General features: G+C 61.3%; 19 protein-coding genes. 11 read left to right on the top strand and 8 right to left on the bottom strand.

Features of this window, described 5'->3' with window-relative positions; translation table 11 throughout:
• Window positions 1-49 precede the first annotated feature (49 nt).
• The 5 genes from ABID19_RS12825 (at window position 50) to ABID19_RS12845 (ending at window position 5096) form a co-directional block, all read left to right on the top strand.
• On the top strand, window positions 50-832 hold the full coding sequence (locus tag ABID19_RS12825; RefSeq protein ID WP_354490951.1) for a hypothetical protein: 783 nt from the start codon (window positions 50-52) through the stop codon (window positions 830-832).
• A 20-nt stretch (window positions 833-852) separates the two neighbouring features.
• Window positions 853-1524 (top strand): hypothetical protein, encoded by a 672-nt coding sequence (locus ABID19_RS12830; protein ID WP_354491600.1) that lies wholly within the window; start codon window positions 853-855, stop codon window positions 1522-1524.
• Window positions 1525-1626: 102 nt separating this feature from the next.
• The gene (locus ABID19_RS12835; RefSeq protein WP_354490953.1) at window positions 1627-2358 is read left to right on the top strand and encodes a dienelactone hydrolase family protein; all 732 of its coding nucleotides are present in this window, start codon (window positions 1627-1629) and stop codon (window positions 2356-2358) included.
• A gap of 90 nt (window positions 2359-2448) precedes the next feature.
• Window positions 2449-3009: an RNA polymerase sigma factor gene (locus tag ABID19_RS12840; protein ID WP_354490955.1), complete on the top strand. Its 561-nt coding sequence runs from the start codon at window positions 2449-2451 to the stop codon at window positions 3007-3009.
• Between the two features lie 2 nt (window positions 3010-3011).
• Entirely contained in the window at window positions 3012-5096 is a 2085-nt protein-coding gene (locus ABID19_RS12845) for a YfbK domain-containing protein (RefSeq protein WP_354490957.1), read from the top strand.
• Window positions 5097-5208: 112 nt separating this feature from the next.
• On the opposite strand, the gene bmt is transcribed toward ABID19_RS12845, so the two are convergent.
• Together bmt and ABID19_RS12855 are read right to left on the bottom strand one after the other, a co-directional pair.
• Entirely contained in the window at window positions 5209-6225 is a 1017-nt protein-coding gene (gene bmt, locus ABID19_RS12850; RefSeq protein ID WP_354490958.1) for a betaine--homocysteine S-methyltransferase, read from the bottom strand.
• 89 nt (window positions 6226-6314) lie between these two features.
• Window positions 6315-7157 (bottom strand): helix-turn-helix domain-containing protein, encoded by an 843-nt coding sequence (locus ABID19_RS12855; RefSeq protein WP_029351899.1) that lies wholly within the window; start codon window positions 7155-7157, stop codon window positions 6315-6317.
• 229 nt (window positions 7158-7386) lie between these two features.
• Here ABID19_RS12855 and ABID19_RS12860 point away from each other — a divergent pair, with 229 nt between their 5' ends.
• Window positions 7387-8397 (top strand): fatty acid desaturase, encoded by a 1011-nt coding sequence (locus ABID19_RS12860; RefSeq protein ID WP_354490960.1) that lies wholly within the window; start codon window positions 7387-7389, stop codon window positions 8395-8397.
• Between the two features lie 95 nt (window positions 8398-8492).
• Window positions 8493-9293 (top strand): phosphate/phosphite/phosphonate ABC transporter substrate-binding protein, encoded by an 801-nt coding sequence (locus tag ABID19_RS12865; RefSeq protein ID WP_354490962.1) that lies wholly within the window; start codon window positions 8493-8495, stop codon window positions 9291-9293.
• A gap of 5 nt (window positions 9294-9298) precedes the next feature.
• Here the strand turns inward: ABID19_RS12865 and ABID19_RS12870 are convergent, their stop codons facing one another.
• The 5 genes from ABID19_RS12870 to ABID19_RS12890 form a co-directional block, all read right to left on the bottom strand.
• Window positions 9299-10618 (bottom strand): M24 family metallopeptidase, encoded by a 1320-nt coding sequence (locus tag ABID19_RS12870; RefSeq protein ID WP_354491602.1) that lies wholly within the window; start codon window positions 10616-10618, stop codon window positions 9299-9301.
• Window positions 10619-10684: 66 nt separating this feature from the next.
• The gene (locus ABID19_RS12875; protein WP_354490963.1) at window positions 10685-12355 is read right to left on the bottom strand and encodes an ArnT family glycosyltransferase; all 1671 of its coding nucleotides are present in this window, start codon (window positions 12353-12355) and stop codon (window positions 10685-10687) included.
• 38 nt (window positions 12356-12393) lie between these two features.
• A complete protein-coding gene (locus ABID19_RS12880; RefSeq protein WP_354490965.1) occupies window positions 12394-14979 on the bottom strand; it encodes a GcvT family protein in 2586 nt (861 codons plus the stop codon).
• The gene (locus ABID19_RS12885) at window positions 14976-15461 is read right to left on the bottom strand and encodes an endonuclease domain-containing protein (RefSeq protein WP_435528721.1); all 486 of its coding nucleotides are present in this window, start codon (window positions 15459-15461) and stop codon (window positions 14976-14978) included. Before ABID19_RS12885 ends, ABID19_RS12880 begins: the two co-directional genes overlap by 4 nt.
• A gap of 163 nt (window positions 15462-15624) precedes the next feature.
• A complete protein-coding gene (locus ABID19_RS12890) occupies window positions 15625-17202 on the bottom strand; it encodes a trimethylamine methyltransferase family protein (protein ID WP_354490967.1) in 1578 nt (525 codons plus the stop codon).
• A gap of 210 nt (window positions 17203-17412) precedes the next feature.
• Between ABID19_RS12890 and ABID19_RS12895 the strand changes: the two genes are divergently transcribed.
• Window positions 17413-18573, top strand: a complete 1161-nt coding sequence (locus tag ABID19_RS12895) for an MFS transporter (protein WP_354490968.1) — start codon at window positions 17413-17415, stop codon at window positions 18571-18573.
• Between the two features lie 26 nt (window positions 18574-18599).
• Here ABID19_RS12895 and ABID19_RS12900 read toward each other — a convergent pair whose 3' ends face one another.
• The gene (locus tag ABID19_RS12900) at window positions 18600-19139 is read right to left on the bottom strand and encodes a hypothetical protein (RefSeq protein WP_354490969.1); all 540 of its coding nucleotides are present in this window, start codon (window positions 19137-19139) and stop codon (window positions 18600-18602) included.
• A 135-nt stretch (window positions 19140-19274) separates the two neighbouring features.
• Here ABID19_RS12900 and ABID19_RS12905 point away from each other — a divergent pair, with 135 nt between their 5' ends.
• The 3 genes from ABID19_RS12905 to ABID19_RS12915 all read left to right on the top strand — a co-directional run bounded on the left by ABID19_RS12905 (window position 19275) and on the right by ABID19_RS12915 (window position 24219).
• Window positions 19275-21350, top strand: a complete 2076-nt coding sequence (locus tag ABID19_RS12905) for a prolyl oligopeptidase family serine peptidase (RefSeq protein ID WP_354490971.1) — start codon at window positions 19275-19277, stop codon at window positions 21348-21350.
• Between the two features lie 218 nt (window positions 21351-21568).
• Complete coding sequence (locus tag ABID19_RS12910; RefSeq protein WP_352931861.1) at window positions 21569-22948, top strand: aspartate aminotransferase family protein; 1380 nt, start codon at window positions 21569-21571, stop codon at window positions 22946-22948.
• A gap of 962 nt (window positions 22949-23910) precedes the next feature.
• Window positions 23911-24219, top strand: a complete 309-nt coding sequence (locus ABID19_RS12915; RefSeq protein WP_354490974.1) for a DUF6422 family protein — start codon at window positions 23911-23913, stop codon at window positions 24217-24219.
• Window positions 24220-24503: the final 284 nt, after the last annotated feature.

A 24503-nucleotide genomic window follows, 5' to 3' on the forward strand; every position in this document is an offset into this window, starting at 1 on the left:
GATAATTTGCGCGTCGCGGGTGAGGACGAGCGGCGAGGGAACTGTGCCAATGCCTTTCAATCCAACCAGGCGAAACCGGAACATTGGCACGCCGAAGCAGGGCCATGGGCAAAACAACCGCATGATCGTTCCCCGACCGTGGACATCCGCTGGATGGTGTGCGGCGCAGCTCAATCCTGGCCAGACGCTGCGCAGGACGGTGAATGGCAGGGACGTAACACTCATTGTCGAAAAGACGAGCGGTGGGTGTGTTCACGCTTGCTCGGTCGAAGATGTTGTCTTCCTTCTCTCTCATGTTCCTCTCGCTGACTGGGCCGGGCTGGAAACATTTGTCTTGCGCCAACCGACGCGAAAAGCGCGCGTACTCAGACCGGCGTGGGGGCGAATGTTTTATTATGCCGATCTTGGTTTTCGCGGATCCTCCATTGAAAAAAGTGGTCCGGCCTTATTTTTGGAAGCCTGTAACGTTGGCGACACCATCGAATGGTCCACAGCGCTGGACCCTGAGGATGCGGCAGAGTTGGACAGACTTCGTTTGGATGGTCACAAAGTTAGCCGGGTTGGGAAGAAGCATCTCGTTTCCACCTCACTCGATTCCGTGCGAGCCACGCAGCTCTATCGCACGCTTCTGCATGAGATCGGTCACTGGGTTGATTGGCTTGGAAAAGTGGAAGCGCCGTTCGCCCAAGGTGAGGACTATTCAACACTTTATGACCGCTATTTTGCCCGGCCCAAAGTTGAAGTAGAGGCGTTTGCGCATCGCTACGCCGATAATTTGCGTGAGACGCTTGAGAAAAAGGGAGTAATCCCGTTTTCAAGGATCGAAGGGTGACAGGAATCCTCGAACGCAGCATGATCGACGCCATCGCGACTGCGCTTTTCGCCCACGCCCTCATTCTGCGCGGCGGCTTCAATTTTGCAGGCGGTGAAGAAACGCCTCCTGGTCTCTCTGGCGCTGCCGCCAGATCCATTCTGTTGGTAGGGCAGGCGGGTGCTGCGCCATGGCCGCATTTCCTACGCTGGAAGGAAAGCCAATCACGGACGATCGCCGATCCGCTCGACATATGGTCGCGCGAAGTGATCGGCGCGGCCGCGAAGAAATTCGGCGCGCGTGCCGTATCACCGTCCGACAGGCCGTATCTGCCGTTCCAGCAATGGGGGATGCGGGCGGAGGGCTTGCGGCCGTCGCCGCTCGGCATCCTCATGCATCCGCAATACGGGCTCTGGCACGCCTATCGCGGCGCGCTGCTGTTCGAGGACGAGATTGCGCTGCAAGAACCTCGCGGCGTGATTCATCTCTGCGATACATGTCTGGAAAAACCTTGCCTGAAATCCTGCCCGGTCGATGCGTATTCTGCGGATGGTTTCGCGCACGAAACTTGTCTGGTGCATGTGCGTGGGCAAAACGGCGCGCCTTGCCGAACCGGCGGCTGTCTCGACCGCAACGCTTGTCCCTATGGTACGGACTACCGCTATCCCCCAGAGGTTCAGGCTTTTCACATGGCGGCGTTCGCGCGTCTGTAGCGCGCCGAATGCCGCACGGAATCTTGAATAGGGTTGCCGCATTACGGCTTGCCCCGATGGCTTGCATGGATATGTATCGCACGACAAGCCAAGGAATGGGTGATGGCGAAGCGGGACATTCAGATCAAAACCAGCGACGGCTTGGTAAAAGCCGGTCTGTTCCGCTCGGCAGCCCAGGCCAAGGCCGCAATCATCCTCTATATGGACGCTTTTGGCCTGCGGCCGGCGCTCGACCAAATGGCGGAACGGCTTGCAGGCGACAATTACGCGGTATTGGTCCCGGACATTTTCTACCGCAACGCGCCCTACGGTCCTTTCGAGGCCAAGACCGCATTCAGTGACGAGAAGCGCAAGGCCGTCATTATGGGTCTTCTCAGCGGCACGACACAGGACATGACCATCCGCGACAGCGGCGCTTTCCTCGATGCGCTCGATGCCGAAGGGGTGGCCGGACCGGTCGGCACCGTCGGCTACTGCATGGGCGGAGCGCGGGCGCTGAATGCTGCCGCAGCCTATCCCGGTCGCATCCTTGCCGCGGCCAGTTTCCATGGCGGCAATCTGGCGAGCGATGCCGCCGACAGCCCGCACCTCAAGGCTGCGTCGATCAAGGCGCGGGTCTATGTCGGCACGGCTGGTGTGGACCGCAGCTTCCCACCCGAACAGTCGGCGCGGCTGGCCGAAGCGCTGCGCACGGCCGAGGTCGACCATGTCATAGAAAACTATGCCGGCATGGCGCATGGCTGGTGCGTGCCGGACCACAGTGCCTTCGATGCTACCGGCGCCGAGCGCCACTGGAAACGATTGGCGACGCTGTTCGCGGAGACGCTTGGATAGGGCGTAGACGGTCTTCATGTGACCGCCTGCCAAAAAATTTCTTCCCTCATGCCAAGGAATCGCCACTAGCCTTCGTCCAACAGGCAAATGATGGCGCTGATGCTGGATGAAAGCGAAGCCTCCGACGCCGAACTGATCGGGCGGGCGAAGGACGGAGACAGGGGGGCTTTCGGCACATTGCTCGAAAGGCACTATGATTTCGTCTATCGCGCCGCCTATCGCTGGTGCGGAAAAAAGGCCGACGCCGAAGACATCGCCCAGGAAGTCTGTGTCCGACTTGGCCGGGCGATCCGCGACTATCATGGCAGCGGCGCCTTCACCACCTGGCTTTACGCCATGACACTGAATGCGGCGCGCGACATGATGCGCAAGACTGCACGCGAGACGGTCAAGACCCGAGCCTATGGCGCTTACGAGCTGATCTCGGGAGAAGCCCCGGCCGAGCCCGAAGATCCGGCCGAGGCGCTTTGGGCGGCGGTGCGGATGCTGCCGGGCAAGCAGCGCGACGCAGTGCTGCTCGTCTATGGGGAAGGGCTGAGCCACGCAGCCGCTGCCGAGGCGATGGCGATCTCTGAGACGACGGTTTCCTGGCATATCCATGAAGCGAAGAAACGGTTGAAGACGCTCATGCGTTCAGCCGGGGAAGTGTGATCATGGTCGACGACAACGAACTCAAGAGGCTGCACGACATCGCAGCGCCGGCACCGGGTACCGACGCGAAGGCGCGTGCCTTCGCAGCCGCCATGCGTGCCTACGACATAGACGAAAAAACTTCACCTGCCGCCCAAGGATCGGCGGGCGGGCTTCGTCTCACAGAGCGAGCACAAAAGCTCTGGAGCGAAATCATGCAAAAGAAACTCTTCGCCACGCCGGCCATTGCCGGGCTCGTCGCCCTGCCGATCGCCGGATACGCCACCATCTATATGCTGCAGGAGCAGCCGTTCCGTTCCGGTGGGGACGAGAAGATCACCGAAACGCTCGCCGACAAACCTGTGGCCAATGCGCCGCCAACGGTGACGCCGCTCACCGTCACCGAGGCTGACAAGCGGAAGAAAGCCGATGTCGACGTTGAAAGCCGCGTCGCAGCCGAGGCACTTGCGCCGGCATCGCCACCGAAGCCCGAATCGGCGGCTGTCGGCGGCATGGCAAGGCAGGATGCGCTGACCCGCAATGCGCCCCCGCCGGCGCCGATCGGCGAGCTCGCACGGGACGGCGGCGCAAGCGCCCCAGCGGTCGGCACAACAGCCGAATCCAAACTGATGGCGCAGCCCTCCACCATGCCGGCTGACCAGATCCTGCCGCAGGAGCAAAACCGCGACCGCGTCGAGGGTTTCAAGACCAATCCGGTGCGTGCCGCGCTCGAAGCTCCGGTCTCGACGTTCTCGATCGATGTCGACACGGCCTCGTATTCCTTCGTGCGACGTTCGTTGAAGGAAGGTCTCCTGCCGCAGGCCGACACGGTTCGCGTCGAGGAGATGATCAACTACTTCCCCTATGATTGGAAAGGGCCTGAGACCGCCTCGACGCCGTTCAATTCGACCGTCAGCGTCATGCCGACGCCATGGAACGAGCACACCAAGCTTATGCATGTCGCTATCAAGGGGTTCGACGCCAAGCCGGCCGAGCAGCCCAAGGCCAATCTGGTGTTCCTGATCGACGTGTCGGGCTCAATGAACGAGCAGGACAAGCTGCCGCTCCTGCGGTCGGCCTTCCGGCTCCTGGTCGGCAAGCTGAGACCCGACGACACCGTCTCGATCGTCACCTATGCGGGCGATGCCGGCACGGTGCTCGAACCGACCAAGGTTTCGGAGAAGGACAGGATTCTCAATGCCATCGACACTTTGAGGCCTGGCGGAAGCACGGCCGGCGAGGCGGGCATCAAGGAAGCCTACCGGCTGGCGCAAAAGTCCTTCGTCAAGGATGGCGTCAACCGGGTGATGCTGGCCACCGATGGCGACTTCAATGTCGGCCAGACCGACGACGACGATCTGAAGCGGCTGATCGAGCAGGAGCGCAAGACCGGCGTATTCCTGTCGGTGTTCGGCTTCGGCCGCGGCAATCTCAACGACCAAATGATGCAGACCATTGCCCAGAACGGCAACGGCACCGCTGCCTATATCGACACGTTGGCCGAGGCCGAGAAGGTGCTGGTCGAGGATGCGTCCTCGACGCTGTTCACCATCGCCAAGGACGTGAAGATCCAGGTCGAGTTTAATCCGCAAAAGGTCTCGGAATACCGGCTGATCGGCTATGAGACGCGCGCCTTGAATCGCGAGGATTTCAACAACGACCGCGTCGATGCCGGCGAGATCGGTTCGGGGCATTCGGTCACCGCGATCTACGAGATTACGCCGAAGGGCAGCGGCGGCGAGAAGATCGATCCGCTGCGCTACGGCCAAGCTTCGGTGAACAATGGCGGCGTTACCAACGCCGACGAATATGCCTTCGTCAAAATCCGCTACAAGCTACCGAACGAGGACGCCTCGAAGCTCATAACCACGCCGGTGACATCGGCCAACGAGGTGGCGAGCTTTGACCAGGCCAGCACCGACCAGCGCTTCTCCGTTGCCGTCGCGGCCTTTGGCCAGAAGCTACGCGATGAGGATGCGATCGCGAAGTTCGGCTACGACAAGATCATGGAGATTGCCACTGCCGCCCGGGGAGCCGACCCGTTTGGGTACCGGTCCGAGTTCCTCTCGCTTGTGCGCCTTGCCTCGGCGCTTGGCGGCAACCGGTAGTGGCGATACGGCCGGTTTTCTTCAGATGGGATCGTTCTGGTAGGGGAAACCGACCCATGGGCGGGTGAGGCAGGCCGGCAAGGGAAACCTTGCCGGCCTTTTTCAACATTTGTCAGGCGCGGCTGCGCCGACGCTCGCGGCGGGCTTCGCTGGTCTCGGCGGTGTTGACCGTCGCTTGCTTGTTGCGCATCGGGCCGATGCGCTCGACAATTTTCTCGACGGTCGGGCGATCCGACCTGGTGTGTGCGTCGAGCGCCTTGCGCATAGCGGCTAGGTGGGCGAACGAGGTGCCGCAGCAACCGCCGACGATTTTGGCGCCGGCATCGACGGCGAGCCTGACATAATCGGCCATCAGTTCGGGCGTGCCGGAATAGTGGATCTCGGTGCCGCGGAATTCCGGAATGCCGCAATTGCCCTTGACGATCACCGTCGCCTCCGGCTTCGCCTCGGTCATGTCGAGCAGCGAAGCGAGGATGTCGGAGGCGCCGACGCCGCAATTGGCGCCGACCCCGAGCGGCGCCTGCGACAGTCCATCGGCGACGCCGTGGATGTCTTTCGGCAATAGCCCCATCATGGTGCGGCCGGCGGTGTCGAAGGAGCCGGTATAGGTATAGGGCAGGCCGACACGGATCGCGGCTTCGGCTGCGGCGCGGATTTCGTCCGGTGCCGACATCGTCTCGATCCAGGCGACTTCGGCGCCGCCGGCCTTGAGACCTTCGATCTGTTCGGCAAAGGCGTCGACCGCCTCGTCATAAGTCATGGCGCCGAGCGGCACCAGCAACTCGCCGGTCGGGCCGACCGAGCCCGCCACGATGACCTTGCGGCCGGCTTTATCGGCGACAGCGCGGGCGATCTCGGCGGCGCGCTTGTTCAGCGCGTGCACGCGCTCCTGCGCATGGTGCAGCTTCAGCCGGTGGCGGGTGCCGCCGAAGGAGTTGGTGAGGATGATGTCGGCGCCGGCATCGACAAAATTCTGGTGCAGGCTGGTGATGGTGTCGGGCGCCGTCTCGTTCAACAGCTCGGGAGCTTCGCCGGCCTCCAGCCCCATGGCGAACAGATTGGTGCCGGTGGCACCATCGGCAAGCAGAACGCCCTTTTCGGCAAGCAGCGCGTCAATCGGGTTGGTCATGGTGAAATACGCCTTCCGGAATTCCCTATTGGGATAAAGACATAAAGAACTCTTTATATGGCGTCAATGTCAACGCAGGAAACAGGCCGTCAAAATCGCATTTCCGCCAACCTTTGCGTGAAGCTGGCGGCTTCATGCGCGTTGATGTCGGCGGCGCGGATCAGATTGTCGAAATGGCTGGTCAGCGTGCGGACCGGCTGGGTCGCATTCAGCACCAGATACATGTCGCCGACATAGATGGCGGCGCGATAGGGCCCGAAGATGGTGTAGGGGATCGAATAGCGCATCCGCCCGTCATAGAGAAACAGGCGGAAGGTCGGATAAAGATCGTCGAGTAGCGTCGCCATGTGGAGAAGCTGCTGGTGGCGGTCGGCCTCCGGGAAACGGTCCCACACGCCTAAGCCCCGGGCAAAAATCTCCAGCGTATGGCGCGGCATGCAGACTTCCATGTCGGTTTCCGGCCGTCGGTTGTAGTCGATGCGGTACTGCGTTTCGCCGGCCTGCGCCTCGCGGCTCTTGTTGGCAATGCCGGCTTCGTAATCGACAAGCGCCTCGGTGCGCAAAAGATCGGGAATGCCGGCCGGCACGTAACGGATTTTCGTGCCTGCGGCCTCGGCATGCCACCTGGCCAGTAGCGTGCGGTCGAAACCGTCGGGCGCTTCCTCGATCTCCAGGCTCTCGCGGATTTCGCCGGTGACGCCTTCGTCCTGGCTGAGGCCGAGCAGCCAGTCGAGCGACACCTTGAATTCGGCGGCGATGTTGAGCAGCGTTTCGGCGCGCGGAAGGCGTGTCGAGGCGCCGGAGAGAAGCTGTGAAAGTGCTGAACGGTCAATGCCCACCGCCGTCGCAAAGGCGGACTGGTTCAAATCGGACCTTGTCAAGAGCATTTTCAGGCGCTCCCGAAAGATCGTCGACAGGTCGCGTTTGTCCATATCGTCATTCCGGCCGTTGGAAGGAAAAAAATCTGCCGAAGCCCCCAAAGCGGCGCTTCCGGCGTAAATTAATCCTCGATGTTGTTTACAATACATAACATGTGCGGCTGAAAATGCGCAATCGCAACATCTTGTGCGCTTTGTCGCGTTGCAGCAATTCAACGCTCCTGACACAATGTTGTCAGGAATCAAAAACGATTCCGGCGACTGGAAGGGCAGTGGTCGATCCATGACGAGCACGAACAACAGACGACGCAGTGCACCGGCCATCGAATGGCCGACCGTGTTTCTGGCGTTTTTCTGTTACGGCACCTGGCTCGCCGCCGGCTTGCTCATCTGGCCATTGTATCCGCTGTTGGCGCTCGCCGTTCTGGCGTTGGTCGCCGCACTGCAATCCTCGTTGGCTCACGAAGTCCTGCACGGCCATCCGACCCGCAATGCACTGCTCAATGAAGCTTTTGTCTTCCTGCCGATCGGCCTCGTCTGGCCGTTCCGCCGGTTCAAGACCATTCACCTGCGTCACCATGCCGACGAACGGCTGACCGACCCGCTGGACGACCCCGAAAGCTACTACAAGGCGCTGTGGCACCATGACGAATTGCCGCCGGCGATGAAATTTCTGTTGAAGATCAACAACACCATGGTCGGCCGCTTCGTGCTCGGCCCTTGGCTCTCTTGCATCGGCTTCTTCATCGACGATGCCAAGCAGATACTTGCCGGCGACAAGGCGATCCGCAAGGCGTGGTTGCTGCACGCCGTCGGCCTCGCCGTGGTGCTGCCCATCGTGCAATTCGGCTTCGGCATTCCGTTGTGGCTCTACATCCTGGTGCCGGTGTGGCTTGGCCAGTCGCTGATTTCGATCCGCACCTTCGCCGAGCACCAGTGGTCGGAGCATCCGGAAGGCCGCACGGTGATCGTCGAGCGTTCGCCGCTGTCCTTCCTGTTTCTCAACAACAACCTGCATTTCGTCCACCACAAGAGTCCGACAGTTGCCTGGTATCGGCTGCCGAAGCTGTTTGCCGACCGCCGTGACGAGTGGCTGCGGATGAACAATGGCTATGCGTATCCGAACTATTTCGCGCTGCTCAGGGCTTATGCATTCAAGGCTAAGGAGCCGATCGTCCATCCGGTGCTGAGACGCACGCCGGAGCCGGGGCGGGCGTTCAAGCCGCGCATCAGGGCGCGCAGCTTGAATGGACTTGGCAGCGCGCCAGTGCCCGCCGAGCCGCCGAAGGAATGATTTTGCGACTTTGCCGCGCTAGCGGCTATCCTTGTCGTGGGCGCTTGGCGCCAATGGTACCATCAACCCCTCTGGCATAATGGTCGATTCCCGGCATGAGCGAATTCATTGCGGCCTTGCCGATGTATGACTGGCCTGAAGTGCGCCACGAAGTCGACGCCCAATGGGCGCGGCTGCGTGACGCCTTTCGGCAAAAAGACATCGACGTGCCGGAGACCCTCATGCGCCGCAATGGCGACCTGCCGCCGGTGCCGGGTGGTGTTCGCGATGCCGCTGGAAGCGTGATCGCGCCCGATCCGGCAACATTACCGCCGAACGAACTGGATTTTCACAAGCTTTGGCTGCATCCCGCGCTGCTGTTCGCGCAGAGCTGCTGGGGGCCGATGGAACTCGGCCTGTCGAAGCATGTTCAACTGGTTGGCCAGCCGAGCTACTCCGCATTCGAGGGCGGGCAGGGTGAACTCTATTCGAGCGCGCTCGTGATGCGGGCAGGTGAGCTGCCATCGGTCGCATCACCTGCCGACGGCAGCGCTCTCATCCCGGTCGATCTGCTGCGCGGCAAGCGCTTTACCTTTAACAGCCTTGATTCGATGTCGGGCATCATCGCACCGACGCGCGATCTGGAAGCGCTTGGCGAAGGCCTGGACATCTTCTCGGAGCGCAGCGAGAGCGGTGGCCACCGGGCTTCGATCATCGCCATTGCCGAGGGCAAGGCCGATGTCGCGGCCATCGACTGCCAGAGCTGGGCGCAGGCGCAGCGCTTCGAGCCTGCAGCCGAAGCGGTGGCGGTGGTTGGTTGGACAAGGCGGCGCAAAGGCCTGCCATTTATCACCGCCAGGACGACGCCGGAGAGGATCGTGGTGGCGTTGCGCGAGGCTGTTGCTGCGCTCGCATAAAACAATCAGCCGCCGAGCAGCCGCTCGTCGAGCGGGTAAGCCGAAAGCTTTTCGTTGCCGGTTTCGGTGATCAGGATCTGTTCCTCGATCTTGACGCCCTCATGGCCGCCAAGCCGGCCGATATAGCTCTCGACGCAAAGCACCATGCCTGACGCAAGCACGCCGTCCGGCGTGTCGTCAGTCCAGTCGATCGCATGCGGCAGCGTCGGGTATTCGTCGGCCAGGCCGACGCCGTGATAAAGCACGCCGTAGCGCGTCGGGAAACAGTCTCCGGGTGGCACCGCCGAGCGTTCGACAAGATCGCGGAATGATGTCCCCGGCTGCATCAGGCCGGTGTTGTGGGCGATCTGGTCGGCGGCGATGCGAAACAGGTCTCGTTGTTCGTTAGACGGATTCGCGTCGCCGCAAAGCCAGGTACGCGACAGGTCGGCACAGAAGCCGTAGGGGCCGATCAGATCGGTGTCGAAGGCGACGAGATCGCCGGCTTCGATAATTCGCGACGAGCATTCCTGAAACCACGGATTGGTGCGCGGGCCCGAGGTCAAGAGGCGGGTTTCGATCCATTCGCCGCCACGCGCAATGTTGCCGCGGTGGAGTTCGGCCCACAATTCGTTCTCGGAAATGCCTGGGACGAGTGCGGCTTCCATTTCGCTCATCGCCGCCTCGCAAGCTACGATCGAGCGGCGCATGGCCAGGACTTCGTCGTGCGATTTGATCAGACGTGCATTTTCCATCAACGCTTCGCCATTGCCGATCGAAATGCCGAGGCGGGCGAGCGCTTCCACGCCCTCGGGATTGATATGATCGACGGCGATGCGGTTGATGCCGCCGCCATGCTCCCTCACCAGATCGGCGATGCCGGCCGCCCAGCGGCGGGTCTTTTGCTCGGTCAACTCGCCGCTATAGAGATACATCCACGACACAGCCGGCCGCACCTCGTCGACGACGCCGGAATGGTCGGAAAGGTGCTCGCAGGAAAAATAATCGAACAGCACCACCGGGCCTTCGGTGGCGACGAAACAATGCCTGGTCGGATTGTGCGCGACCCAGAGCTGCATGTTGGTCGAATCCGTCGCATAGCGGATGTTGATCGGATCGTAGAGCAGGGCTCCAGCATAGCCGCGACGCTTCAGCTCGGCTCGGATGCGGTCGAGGCGGTACCGGCGCATGGCGGGCAGATCGGGAGCAGCAATTCCGGCGGCTTGCCACTCGGCTTCCGCCAGCGCGCCATAACCGAGCACGTGCTGGTTGAGCTCAGCGGCCTTCTGCCGCGACTTCAGGCGCAACGCCTCGATGGAGCCCGCTTCGTCCGGCTCGAATGGCATGATCTTGCGGTGGCGACCGAACCGTCGCTCGACGCCTGGCTCGCTCACTTTCCTATCCTTCCGATCTCAATCGGCCGCAGGAGCATTGGCATTTCGCTTTTTCAACTTGACGACGGTCACTAGCCTGCCTTCGCTGGAACCGAGAAATTCGGGAACCCTGAGGCTGCGGCGTTCACTGTCTAGGACGAAACCAGCCTGATTGATGCGGTCCAGGATTTCCGGTTCCGGATCTGGTTTGTCGAGCCAGACCAGAACGGCGGGTTCCTGCAGCAACGCGGCGAAATCAGGCACCTCGTCCCCGAGAATGATAAGGTCGGGATCGACGAGCCTGAGATTGCCCACCCAGTGCCAGTCCGACGTGACCGTCTTGACGGCGCCATCGGCCGTCAGATCACGATACAGCGTCGGGTAGTCCAGGCGGACGACGCGTCCCTGGCCCGTTCCGCCGTAGACCTGATAAGCCCATGTCGCCGGCAAGATCAGTATGGCCAGTGCTGCTGCAACGGTGATGATGAGGTTTTGCGCTGTCCTGCCTTTGTCGCCGAGGGCCTCCATGCGAGCAGCGAAAGCGACAGGCAGAAAAAGCAGGACCGGCAACAACCAGCGCGCCTTGAACGTGGTGGCGCCGCTGGCAATCACCAGCACAATGGTGATGCAGAGCCCGAAGCCGAGAATGCGCCACAATAGTTTTTCCGACTCTGGAAGCCGCTGGCGGAGCGTCGATGGAACGACCCGCCCCGCCAGCATCGCCACTGCAAGAATCACGACCGGCAGGATGGCAAAATTCAGTACGGCATCGCCAAAGGCGATGATGCCTTTCAACGCGACGACGAAAGCACCGTCGCCTCCATTGATGCCGAACTTGTAGCTGCGCGCCAGCAATTCGCTCGGATGCGTGGCGGTCCAATACAATGTCGGCAGGCAGACCAGCAGCGCCACAGCCATGCTGATCATGATTTGCGGGCGCAGGATGACGTGGCGGGTTTCGCGCAACGTCAATGTCGCCGCCAGCATCGCGGCAATCAGGATGAAAAGGTTGTATTTCGCCAGCACAGCTGCGCCGATCGCCAGGCCGAACAAGGCATAGGCGAGCAGCGATTTGCGCTGCAGCAGCTCGACGAGCGCAAGCAGCAGCAGCCCCGAAAAACAAAAGGCGGCAACGGTATGCGACAAGGTGTGCTGCATTTCCCAGATCAGCTGAGGAAACAGTAACAGGCCTAGAATGGAGGCAACCGCGGTGCGCTGGGAATAGCCCAGTTTGCGCACCGTGACGAAGATGGACGCCAAGGCTACGAAAATCAGGGAGTATTTCAGTAATTTCAGCGTGAAGATGTTGGTTCCGAACACCGACGACGTCAGCCAGCCGAGCCAGGAGTAAAGCGGCGGCTGCGAGCCGCCATAGCCCGCCCACAAAAACCTGATATACATCAGCTGTTCGGAGTCATCGACACCGACCCCAGTTCCCGCCCAGAGGCTCGCCAGCGGCAGCACGACGATCTGTGTGCAGCAATAGAGCGCGACCAGCACGATCGCCGCGGGGAAGGGGCCGATCCTGCCCTCGGCAAGCCATTCGGCCCATCTCATCGAATATTTCAAGGAATTCTCGTCGTCAGTGCCAGTTGCCGGCTCCGCTAGCATGAAGACCGCTTCCTGCACAATGTGGCAGCCCTGATCGCTGCTAGAGCGGCGGTCTTCCAAGTCGAATCGTACCGCCGCACTATCTCTTTGCTTGAGCATCGGATTTCCCAACCGGACCCACTTTTGGGTCCGATGCTCTAGGTCCGCATCTTCTCGCCCCTCGGGTCGAACGGCGGCTCGATATTGATGCGGGCCGGCCGACGGCTTCCGAGGATTTCGATCTCGAACAAGCCGGCGCTCTCGTTCTCGGCCAAGGCGGCCGGCACATAGCCTTGCGCCATCGACTTTTGCACGTAATGCGCGTAGCCGCCGGAGGTGACCCAACCGACCACGCGCCAGTCGCCGTCGACGATGCCACGCACGGCCGAGGCGCCTTCCGCAGCCCTGGAGCCGCGCACTTCCTTGCCGTCCGCACCGAAACGCGGCGCGCCATAGCCATGCGGCTTTTCCACCGTGCCGTAGTCCTTGCCGCCGACCTTGGCCCAGATCGGTTCGTCGCCCATGACATCGGCATCCGCGGCATCGACGATGAAGGAGACGCGGCGCAGTTTCGGCCCTTCCGCATGCTCCCGGGCCGCCGCTTCGCGTCCGATGAAATCGTTCTTCTCGAGCTTGATGAAGCGATCCATTGCTCCTTCGAACGGGCCATAGATCGGGCGCAGTTCGCGGAACCAGGTCGGAAAATTCTTTTCCAGGCGCATCGACAGCAAGGCGCGCATGCCGAAATCGACGATGCCAAACTCCTCGCCGGCATCCTTGATCGCCTTGTAGACCAGGCGCTGATAGGCTGGCGCCATCCAGATCTCGTAACCGAGATCGCCGGTATAGGTAACGCGATTGACCATGCAGGGTGCGCCGCCGACCGCTATTTCGCGGAAATCCATGAAGCGGAAAGCCTTGGTCGAAACATCCACGTCAACAAGCTTCTGCAGCAGGTCGCGTGATCTCGGCCCGGCGATCGAGAGGCCGACAAGCGTCTGGTCGAAGCGGTGGATGCGGACCTGTGACGCCCTTGGACCATCCTTCGGCAGGTGCTTCTCGAACCAGCGCATATGATACTTCTGCGCGGCCGACGAGCCCCAGATCATGAAACGCTCTTCGCCCGCCTTGGCGATGGTGAAGTCGCCGATCAGCCTGCCGAATTCATTGAGCATCGGCGTCAGCACGATGCGGCCGGTCTTCGGCATGCGGTTGGTCATCAGCCGGTTGAGGAAATCCTCGGCAGCCGGCCCGGAAACTTCGTATTTGGCGAAGTTGGCGATCTCGGTGACGCCGACCTTCTCGCGGGTGGTACGCACTTCCTCGCCGATCGGCCCGAAATCGTTGGAGCGGTGGAAGGAAACGATATCCTTCGGCTCCGTACCTTTCGGCGCGAACCAGAGCGGCGTTTCGAGGCCCCACGAGTCGCCCATGACGGCGTTGTTGGCCAGCATCGTGTCGTAGAGCGGCGTCGTCTGCGCCGGCCGCGCGGCCGGCAATTCCTCGTTGGGAAAGCGGATGGAAAAGCGGCGCGAATAGTTTTCGCGCACCTTGGCATTGGTGTAGCGCAGTGTTGCCCATTCGCCGAAGCGGGCGACGTCCATGCCCCAGACGTCGAAGCCGGGGTCGCCATTGACCATCCAGTTCGACAGCGCCAACCCGACGCCGCCACCTTGCGAGAAGCCGGCCATGACGGCGCAGGCGCACCAGAAGTTGGTCAGGCCCTGCACCGGGCCGACCAGCGGGTTGCCGTCCAGCGCGAAGGTGAAGGGACCGTTGATGATCTGCTTGATGCCGGCCTTCTCGATGCCGGGGAAATGCTTGAAGCCGATTTCGAGCGACGGCGCGATGCGGTCGATGTCGGGCTGCAGCAATTCGTGGCCGAAATCCCATGGCGTGTTGACCGGCGACCATGGCTTGCAAGCCTTTTCATAAGTGCCGAGCAGGATGCCGTTGCGCTCCTGCCGGGTGTAGATCTCACCCTTGAAGTCCATCACGCCGATCATCTCGCGGCCGGTCGATTTGTTGAATTCTTCGACCTCCGGCATCGGCTCGGTCAAAAGGTACATATGCTCCATGGCCAGCAGCGGCAGCTCGACACCGACCATGCGGCCGATCTCGCGCGCCCATAGGCCGCCGCAGTTGACGACGTGTTCGGCCTTGACCGTGCCTTGCTCGGTGACGACGTTCCAGGTGCCGTCGACTTCCTGCGTCAGCTCGACGACGCGGTTGCGCAGCACGATTTCGGCGCCGAGCTTCCTGGCAGCCTTGGCATAGGCGTGGGTGGTGCCGGAAGGATCGAGATGGCCTTCGACCGGATCCCACATGGCGCCGACGAAATTCGTCTCGTCCATCAGCGGGAACATCGCCTTGGCCTCGGACGGCGTGATCAGCTCGGTGTCCATGCCGAGATAGCGGCCCTTGGCGTGGGCAAGGCGTAAAAAGTCCATGCGCTCGGGCGTGTCGGCCATCATCACGCCGCCGGTCAGGTGCAGCGAACAGGACTGGCCGGAAAGCTCCTCGATCTCCCTGTAGAGCTGCACCGTATAGGCCTGCAGCTTGGCGACGTTGGGGTCGCCGTTGAGCGTATGGAAGCCGCCCGCCGCATGCCAGGACGAGCCGGAGGTGAGCTCAGAGCGCTCGATCAGCATGATGTCGGTCCAGCCGGCCTTGGCCAGATGATAGAGCACCGAGCAGCCGACGACACCGCCGCCGATGACAACTGCTTTTGCATGAGATTTCATGAAGATAGTTCCGTTTTTGAAGAGATCGAATCGAGTGAGCGGGGCGTGAAAACAAAGCGGAGGTCGGATACAGCGATGTTTTCGGCGAGCCTGCCATCAAGCACGGCTAGGATGGTTTCACAGACGGACGTACGATGTTTCAGGACGTCATGGTTCCAAAGACGCAGGATCGAATAGCCTTGGGCACGCATGAAATCGTCGCGGCGGCGATCATATGAGCTGTCGGCGTGTTGGTGTCCGTCGACCTCAACAACAAGCCATTTTTCGCGGCAAGCGAAATCTGCAAAAAAGGGGCCGATGGAGAACTGACGCGTAAAGCGGTAGCCGCCGAGCTTGCGCGTCTTTAGTTCAAGCCAAAGCAGTGCTTCCGCCTGATTGCCCGTTTGCCGAAGGTTACGCGCTCGCTTCGTTGTCCCGGTTTTGCGGCGACTGCGCGTTTCATGAACGGCTTCCCCCACTCCGTCGCCGCTTCGCGGCGCCACCTCTCCCCCCTCCGGAGGGAGAGGAAGGGTGTCAGCCGGAATCGCTTCGCGCCCTTCCTCCCCCCCGTCGATCGGGGGAGAGGTGTCGAGCGTAGCTCGACGGAGTGGGGGTCGACCGTTCATCAAATCCATACGAATGATCAGTTCATCAACGACACAATCATCAAAAATCGGTCGGCGCGCCGCCTTCGGACCGGCGTTTTTCGACGAATGCGTTGAGTTCTTCGCGAATGGCCGGGTCCATGTAGGGCTCTTCGTAGGACGCCAGCCGTTCCTTCCACACCTTGTTGGCCTTTTCGAGAGCCGTTGGCGATCCGGCTTCGGCCCAGGTCTCGAAATTGCGCCAGTCGGAGATAACAGGGGAATAGAAGGCGGTCTTGTAGCGGTCCTGGGTGTGCTGGGTACCGAAGAAATGCCCGCCGGGTCCGACCGACTGGATAGCGTCGAAGCCGAGTGCTTCCTCCGAAAGGTCGAGCGGGGTCAAAAATTCCGCCACCATCTGCAGCAGGTCGATGTCCAGAATGGTCTTCTCATAGGAGCAGCGCAGGCCGCCTTCCAGCCAGCCGGCCGCATGCATCATCAGATTGCCGCCACCTTGGATGGCGCCCCACAGCGAGAACACGCTTTCATAGGCCGCCTGCGCGTCGACCGTGTTGGCGGCGCAGGTGTTGGAGGTGCGGTAAGGGATGTTGTAGCGGCGGGCGAGCTGGCCGCCGACCAATTGCGCCTTCATGTATTCCGGCGTGCCGAAGGCCGGCGCGCCGGACTTCATGTCGACATTGGAGGTGAAGCCGCCATAGCCGACAGGGGCGCCCTTGCGCACCATCTGTGCGAAGGCGATGCCGGACAGCGCTTCCGCATTCTGCTGCACCAGCGCACCGGCGATGGTCACGGGCGCCATCGCGCCCGACAGGGTGAACGGCGTGACGATGACGACCTGGCCCTTGCTCGACATCTGGATAATGCCTTCCATCATCGGCACATCGAGCTTGAGCGGCGAATTGGTGTTGATGATGGTGAACACCGACGGCTCTTCGAGCAGTTGCTCGTCGCTGATGCCGCGCGCGATCCTGGTGATCTCGATGCCATCGACATTGCGCTCTTTGCCGAGCGAATAGATGTGAAACACCTTATCGGTGAGCATGCTCAAATCGCGGATGCATTCCAGGTGCCGGACGGACGGATGGATATCGATCGGCTCGACCGGATAACCGCCCGTGCAGTTCAGGATGTTATGCATCTGCGCGAGCTTGAGGAAGTTGCGGTAGTCCTGCTGGTTGCCCGGCCTGCGACCGCGATCGATGTCGGAACAATTGGGCGCCGACGCCATCATCGAGATGATCAGATTGTCGCCGCCGAAGCGAACATTATGCGCCGGATTGCGGGCGTGGATGGTGAATTCCGACGGGCAGTGCGAAACGAGTTCAAGGATCATGTCGCTGTCGAAGCGGACCCGCTCGCTGCCTTCGCGGACATCCGCGCCATGCGCCTTCATGATGCGTCTTGCCTCGTCGTGCAGCACGTCGACGCCGATTTCCCTGAGAACGCGCAGCGAGGCGAGGTGGATCGATTCCAGCTCGTCGTCGGATACCAGCTTCGTCGGCGTCAGCGGAATTTTCAGCTGACGGAAAGGCGGCTGCTCGAACGCCACCGCTGCGCCGGCGCGCTTCCCCGCGCGGCCGCCACGACGGGCGCGGTCGTTTGCCAGTGCCGGTTCGGCGGGATGAAGGGCGGCGGTCATAATAGGCCTCGTACGCTGCGACAGTGCGGCGGCATAATGGACCGCCAGCCGTCCCGCCATTGCGGAGGCGGCGACCACTAGGACGAGGGAAGCGACATGACGGCTCCGGGGCTGAAGGGCTTCTCTGGCTGGCGCAAGCGGTTCTCGCCGCCGGTGCTTCCCGGCACGCCGCCGAAACGCTAATCGTGCAGGTTCCTTATTGGTGCGATCATGATCCGGGTGGACCAGAGCGACAGCGAGAGAATGCAGTGGGCGGCGATCACCGGCGTGATCGCCACCGTTTCGGTGTTCGCCATCGCGCAAGGGCTGAGTTATCCGCTGTTGAGCTTCATCCTGCAGCGCCAGGGCGTCTCGCCAGCCATGATCGGGCTGTCGGCGGCGATGACGCCGGTCGGCTTTATCGTTTCGTCGCCGCTCATCCCGGCGCTGGCGCGCCGGTTCGGGGCAGGGCGCACCGCGCTCACCTGCGCCGCCCTTTCCGCGATCGTTCTAGCGCTGATCGGCTGGACGCAAAATGTGTACCTATGGTTTCCGCTGCGCTTCCTGATCGGCGTGGTGACCAATCCGCTCTATGTGCTGAGCGAGATCTGGGTGATCGCGCTGGCGCCGCCGAAACGCCGTGGTCGTGTCATGGGGATCTATTCCACAGTCATTTCGGCAGGTTTCGCCGCCGGTCCGCTGTGCCTGCTTGCCGTCGGCACCGAAGGCTGGCCGCCATTTCTCGTCGGCATCGCCGCGTTCGTCTTTTGCGGCGCCTGCCTGGCGCTGGTGCTGCGACGGCTGCCAAAGGTCGATGAGGCCGGGCACCGAGTTTCGGTCATGGGGTTTATACCGATGGCATGGCTGCTGTTGTCCGCGGTCGTCGTGGCCGCCGGTTTCGAACAGGGAGTACTGGCGCTGCTGCCGGTCTATGGCACGCATTATGGCATCGCGGAATCCCGCATGTCGGCGCTGCTGTCGATGATGATAGCCGGCAACATCGCCATGCAGGTGCCGCTCGGCCTGCTGGCGGAACGGCTGACGGCGCGTCTGGTGCGGTTTATCTGCGTTTCAATGACGGTGCTCGGATGCGCGTTGTTGCCGGTTCTCATCGAAACGCCGCTGATCTGGCCATGCGTCTTTGTCTGGGGCGCGGCTTCTTACGGCATCTACACGATGTCGATCATCGAGCTCGGCGAGCGGTTCACCGGCTCGGCGCTGGTCGCCGGCAACGCCGCCTTCTCGCTGATGTGGGGCGTCGGCGGCATCGCAGTGCCGCCGCTGGCGGGCGGCGCCATGAATATTCTCGGTGCGGGCGGCCTGCCGATCACACTCGGCGCGATCTGCCTGGCGCTGGCGGTTACAACCGTCATGCGGCGGCGGATCGTGTGAGATTCGTATCGAAGTGCTGTAAGCCCTCAATTGCCTTGCCGTCTGAAAATAGCCCATAGGTCACAATCGGCATGGTGTTCCGGTGGATAGTATTTGCTGCGTAGCGTTCCTTGAATTTCAACAGCACGATCAAAGTCTGGGATCAGTCCGACGCTGGAGAGTTCCGAGTTCGCGAATGCTTCCGGAAAGCCGCCGCAATTGGTTAGCGCGCTTGTTGAGACGTCCTGGTCCAGCAAGTCGTAGCCAAGGAACGTGAATCCATTCCAGTCAAGGTGGCGCACGTCCGTTGAGGGCCGTCGGATCACACCAAGGACGTTGAGGTCGTTCGCGTCGACCAATTCCGAAAGAAGGAAGTCCAGATCCACAAAGAAGTCGAGCATGTAGTCTTCGTTCACAATATGAGGCCAGTAGCTGTCCTTCGTATCTGCCAGTGCGACCGGGCAGAGCATCCCGTCGAGCGTGACGACCTCGCTCAACTGTGTGAGGCCCGACCACTGGATGTACTCCTTCCATCCTGTGCCGTTGACCGCATCAAACTTCTCATTCGCAATGTAGAGACGTTGCATGAAGTTCCCTTGCACCCTACGCAGAAGGCTTGCCTATGGAGACTACGGAGTCTGTTCGTTTTACGTGTTTCAATTGAATCTCGATAGCGCCATGCCGATGTTTGCGGCACCGAGCTTGACGATTTCGGAGACCACATGACCAAAGCTATGACACAAAAGCAGCCAGATTCATCCGGCGTGGCCGAGGATCCCTTTCTCTGGCTGGAGGACAGGACAGGCAAGGAAGCGCTCGACTGGGTTCACCGTCAGAACGCGGTTACAACAGGTGAATTGCAGGGCGATCCGTCCTACCAGGCCGCCTTCCAGACCGCGCTCGACCTGATGACGGCCGAAGACAACATTGCGGTCGGGTCTGCACTCAACGGCCACGTCTATAATTTCTGGCAGGACGAGACCAATGTGCTCGGCCTCTGGCGACGCACGACGGTCGCTTCCTACAAGACCGACAAACCGCAGTGGGAGACGATCATCGACTTCGACATGCTGTCGGCGAAAGAGGGCGTGAAATGGGTGTTCAGCGGCGCCAGCCGGCTTTATCCCGACTTCACCCGCTGCCTGCTCTCGATGTCGCCGGATGGCGGCGACGCCAGTGAGATGCGCGAATTCGACATCGACACCAAATCCTTTGTCGAGGGCGGCTTTCGCGCACCCGCCTCGAAGTCCGGCTTCGGCTGGCTGGACAAGGACACGGTCATCGTCTCGGCTGCCTTCGAGGAGGACGAAAAAACCCAGTCCGGTTATCCGCGCGTGGTCAAGCTTTGGCAGCGCGGCGCCAGGCTGGAGGATGCGACGCCGATCTTCGAGGCGCAGAAGCAGGATCTCGCCGCCGGCGGTTCCCTCGAATACGACGGCGACAAGCGGCATCTGTTCCTGACCCGGACGCTCGACTTCTTCGCCTCGCACAGTTTTCTGCGTCTGCCTTCCGGCCAAAACAGGCGCATTCCGCTGCCGGATGACGTCACCGACACGGCACTGTTTCGGGATCAGTTCGTCTTTGGGGTGCGCAGTCCGTGGACGGCGCCGGACGGCACGCTGTGCCAGCCTGACGGCCTCTATTCGCTGGATTTCGCACGCTGGATCGAAACCGGTGCGCTAGATCAGGTGGAAACCGTGCTCCAGCCGGCGCAGCGCGTTTCCATCGCCGGCATTGCCCGTACGCAGGACCGGTTGTTCATCAATCTGATGGACAATGTACGCGGCAAGGTCGTCGTCTGCGAGCGCAACCATGACAGCTGGTCGCTAGAGCCTGTCGCGCTGCCGGAGAATGGCAATGTCGGCATCGCCCATGCCGAACATTTCGGCTCCAGCGTCTCCTTCTCCTTCACCGATTTTCTGACGCCGAGTTCGATCATCTGGTCGGACGACAATGCTGCGACGCTTATGACGGTGAAATCGCAGCCGGCGCGTTTCGATTCTGCCTCCCTTGTCTCGGAACAGTTCGAGGCACGCTCGAAAGACGGCACTATGATCCCGTACTTCGTCGTCAGGCGGCGCGACCAGGACGGGCCGGTGCCGACGCTGCTTTACGGCTATGGCGGCTTCGAAGTGCCGTTGCTGCCCGGCTATGCCGGTGTGCGCGGCAGGCTGTGGCTGGAAAAGGGCAATGCCTATGTACAGGCCAATATCCGCGGCGGCGGCGAGTTCGGCCCGAACTGGCATCAGGCCGCGCTCAAGGCCAATCGTCAGAAGGCCTTCGACGATTTCGCCGCGGTCGCGCAGGACCTGGTGAAACGTGGCATCGCCACGCCGGCGACGCTCGGTATCCAGGGCGGCTCGAATGGCGGCTTGCTGACTGGCGTTTCGTTGACCCAGCATCCGGAGCTTTTCGGTGCTGTGATCATCGACGTGCCGCTGCTCGACATGCTGCGTTATACCGAGCTGCCGCCCGGCTCATCCTGGATGGCCGAGTATGGCGATCCGGCGAAGCCGGAGGAGGCCGCGTGGCTGGCCGCTTACTCACCTTATCAGCATGTAAAGACCGATGCGGCCTATCCGCCGGTGCTGCTGACAACGTCGACCGCCGACGACCGCGTCCATCCCGGCCATGCGCGCAAGATGGCGGCGCGGCTGCAGGCCGCCGGGCACGCCAATACGCTGTTCTTCGAGGAGACCGAGGGCGGCCATGGCGGGCGCGGCGATCGTCGGCCGCAGGCAGCACAGGCGGCGATGAAGTATGTCTTCCTGCAACGTGCGCTGAACGGAACGGCCTGAACGGAACTGCTTGAACTGATCGTATCGGGCGGCATAAGGTGCTGCATGGCTCGGATGAAGACATGTCGCGCATTTGGGGTGGCGGTGACGCCGTCGCCGCGCACGCTTCGCGCCGAGCTTTTGCGGCTTTGCGCCCGCATCGGCTATTCGCCGCCCGCGCACCTCTGACGAATCCGCCCCGGCAAAACGCCGATTGGTTCAAAGAGGAAAGATCAGACATGACTTATCAAAATTATTCGCTGAAGCAGCTTCAGCAGATCGATGCCGCGCATCACCTTCATCCGTTCACCGACCATAAGGAGATGCGCGAGGCGGGCTCACGCATCATCACCCACGCCAACGGTCCGTTCATCTACGATTCCGAAGGCACGGAAATCCTCGACGGCATGGCCGGGCTATGGTGCGTCAATGTCGGTTACGGACGCGACGAGCTGGCCGACGCGGCTTACGCCCAGATGAAGGAACTGCCTTATTACAATTCCTTCTTCAAATGCTCGACACCGACCCCGGTACTGCTGGCCAAAAAGCTGGCGGAACTGGCGCCGAAACACGTCAACCAGGTGATCTACGGGTCGTCCGGTTCGGAGGCCAACGACACGGCGCTGCGGCTTGTCCGCCACTATTGGGCACTGGAAGGCAAGCCGGAGAAGAACCGCATCATCTCGCGCAAGACGGCCTATCACGGCTCGACCATTGCCGGTACGTCGCTGGGCGGCATGGAGCCGATGCACAAGCAGCTCAACGGCGCGGTTCCCAACATCGTCCATGTGATGATGCCTTATGCCTACGAGCTGGCTCTGCCTGGTGAAAGCGACCATGATTTCGGCCTGCGCGCGGCCAAGGCCGTCGAGGATGCAATCCTCGAAGCCGGCGCCGACAAGGTCGCCGCCTTCATCGGCGAACCGGTGATGGGGGCAGGCGGCGTGAAGATACCGCCGATGAGCTATTGGCCGGAAGTACAGCGCATCTGCCGCAAATACGATGTCCTCCTGATGCTGGACGAGGTCATCACCGGCTATGGACGCACCGGCGAGTGGTTCGCAGCTCAGACCTTCGGCATCGAGCCCGATACCATCACCACCGCCAAGGCGCTGACCTCCGGTTATCAGCCGCTGTCGGCGCTGCTGGTCGGCGACCGCATCGCCGCGACTCTGGTCGAGAAGGGCGGCGAGTTCAATCACGGCTATACTTATGCCGGCCACCCCGTGGCCTGCGCCGTGGCGCTGAAAAACCTCGAGATCATGGAGCGGGAAGGTCTGGTCGATCGGGTCAAGAACGACACCGGACCCTATTTCGCCAAGGCGCTGCAGGAGCACATTGGCGGTCACGATCTGGTCGGCGAAGTGCGCTCGATCGGGCTGATGGGGGCGATCGAGATCGTCAGGGACAAGGCGACCAAGGAGCGTTTCCTGCCGGCCGGGAGCGCGGCCGTGATTGTCCGCGACCACGCAATCGCGCAAGGCATGATGCTGCGCGCCACCGGCGACACGATGATCTTGTCGCCGCCGCTGATCTGGACGAGCGAGACGATCGACATGGCCTGCGAACGCATCGCCAAGGCGCTTGATCTGGCGCAAGCCGATTTGCGCAAGCGGTAAGGCAAGGACAATTGCCGGGCGTCCTGCAACCGGACGCCCGGCGTTTGAATGCCCCATTCTGCCGAAGAGCTCGCCAGGCGAGGATCGGCCGCGAGGGCGGCAATCAGGTCTCTACGCCCTGAAATACAACCCTAGAGGGTCAGCTATCAGAAACATTCGATGGGTCATCGAACGCAACATCAATCTGATACGCGCCGTATCGGTTCTGCCCCAGGTCGATATCCCGGAACAGCCGCTCACCAGGGGTCGCTACGAGCACTCCGGCAGTGACGCGCAATATTTACCTTAACGTGTGAGAAGTAGAGAGACATCGACACGAGGTGCGAAAAAGCAACGCCAATACAGCTGATTAGTTACGGCGTATGTATTCTCGCAGATATGGTATTGGCCGTCAGGGGATTCCTGTACGCGGTCCCTTGGAATAGTGAAGTTATGCGGCAAATAAGTGTAACCGCCGTCTATCCTGGACCGCACCGAAGACCGAGGTATGGCGCGGCAATCAGAGCCACCGCAACACTTGAATTTCGTCTGTGGGTCAATCTTGTCTTCGTACCAATCGTGGGCGTTGGCGGCTGTTGCGGCGGCGATACACATTGCCGTGAAGATGAACTTTCGCATGGCTTACCTCAAGTATTGGCAGGCGCTGCTCGTCCGAGCGTCCATGTATATTAGTGTTCCGTTAAAAATACCATTGGGTCTCCGACTGATTGACCGAGTTCCAGCAAGCGGCGCTCGCGACTGAAAGACCGCATTGGGTTACGGCTTCCATCCGAAGCGGCCTTTCGAGAAAGCGAAGAGATCGACCGCCAGCCGCTCAGCCGTGACGTTCGTAAGCCATCTGTAAGTCCGGTGCTGTCAACTTCACCCGATCGGCAGCGAGAGGAAATTGCGCGCCTTTCGATCAGCTTGGCTGTCAAGGATGTGTACTTCGTCGGGTTTGTCGGAAGCAGAGGGAGTGACACGTGTTTAAACATCTGTCTCGGGAAGATCTCACGGTTGAACAATCGGAAGTTCTGGAAAAAGCCGCGTTCTTGATCATCAGCGCGAGGAAAGAGGCCGCAGCGATGCTGGCGCGAGCAAGTGTACAGTTGCCTGACGACGGGTTTGGGTTCGGGAGTCCGTGCCACGCGCATATTGAGGGGCACGGCAACTGTGGGTGCCCCGATTACACAGGCGATGGTGGGACCTGTTTAACGCTGGTCACCGTCGATCCGGGCTTCCCTCCCGTGCGCAGTTGCGGCCATCCACCATCAAAACATCTTTCCACGTAAGCTCGCACGATACGGCGAAACGCAAAAACCGCGCTCCATCGGAACGCGGCTTTGCCAGATACGCATGGCGCTTCGCTACCAGAACACTTGCGAAACTTACGGGCTCCGGTACGCGAGACCTGATCCGGAGCGCCGGGCGGATGCGATATGCCGCCTCGCATTCCGTTTTACAGGCACATCGTTACCGGCGGGTTATCGAGAGTTTAAGCAAATCTAAATTTGCGATGTTTCTTTGCCAGGAAATCAAAAAGCCCTGTCGAGTTGCGCACCCTCGGGTCAAGCCC

This window comes from Mesorhizobium robiniae, assembly GCF_040545535.1.
In the GTDB taxonomy this organism is placed as follows: Bacteria; Pseudomonadota; Alphaproteobacteria; order Rhizobiales; family Rhizobiaceae; genus Mesorhizobium; species Mesorhizobium robiniae.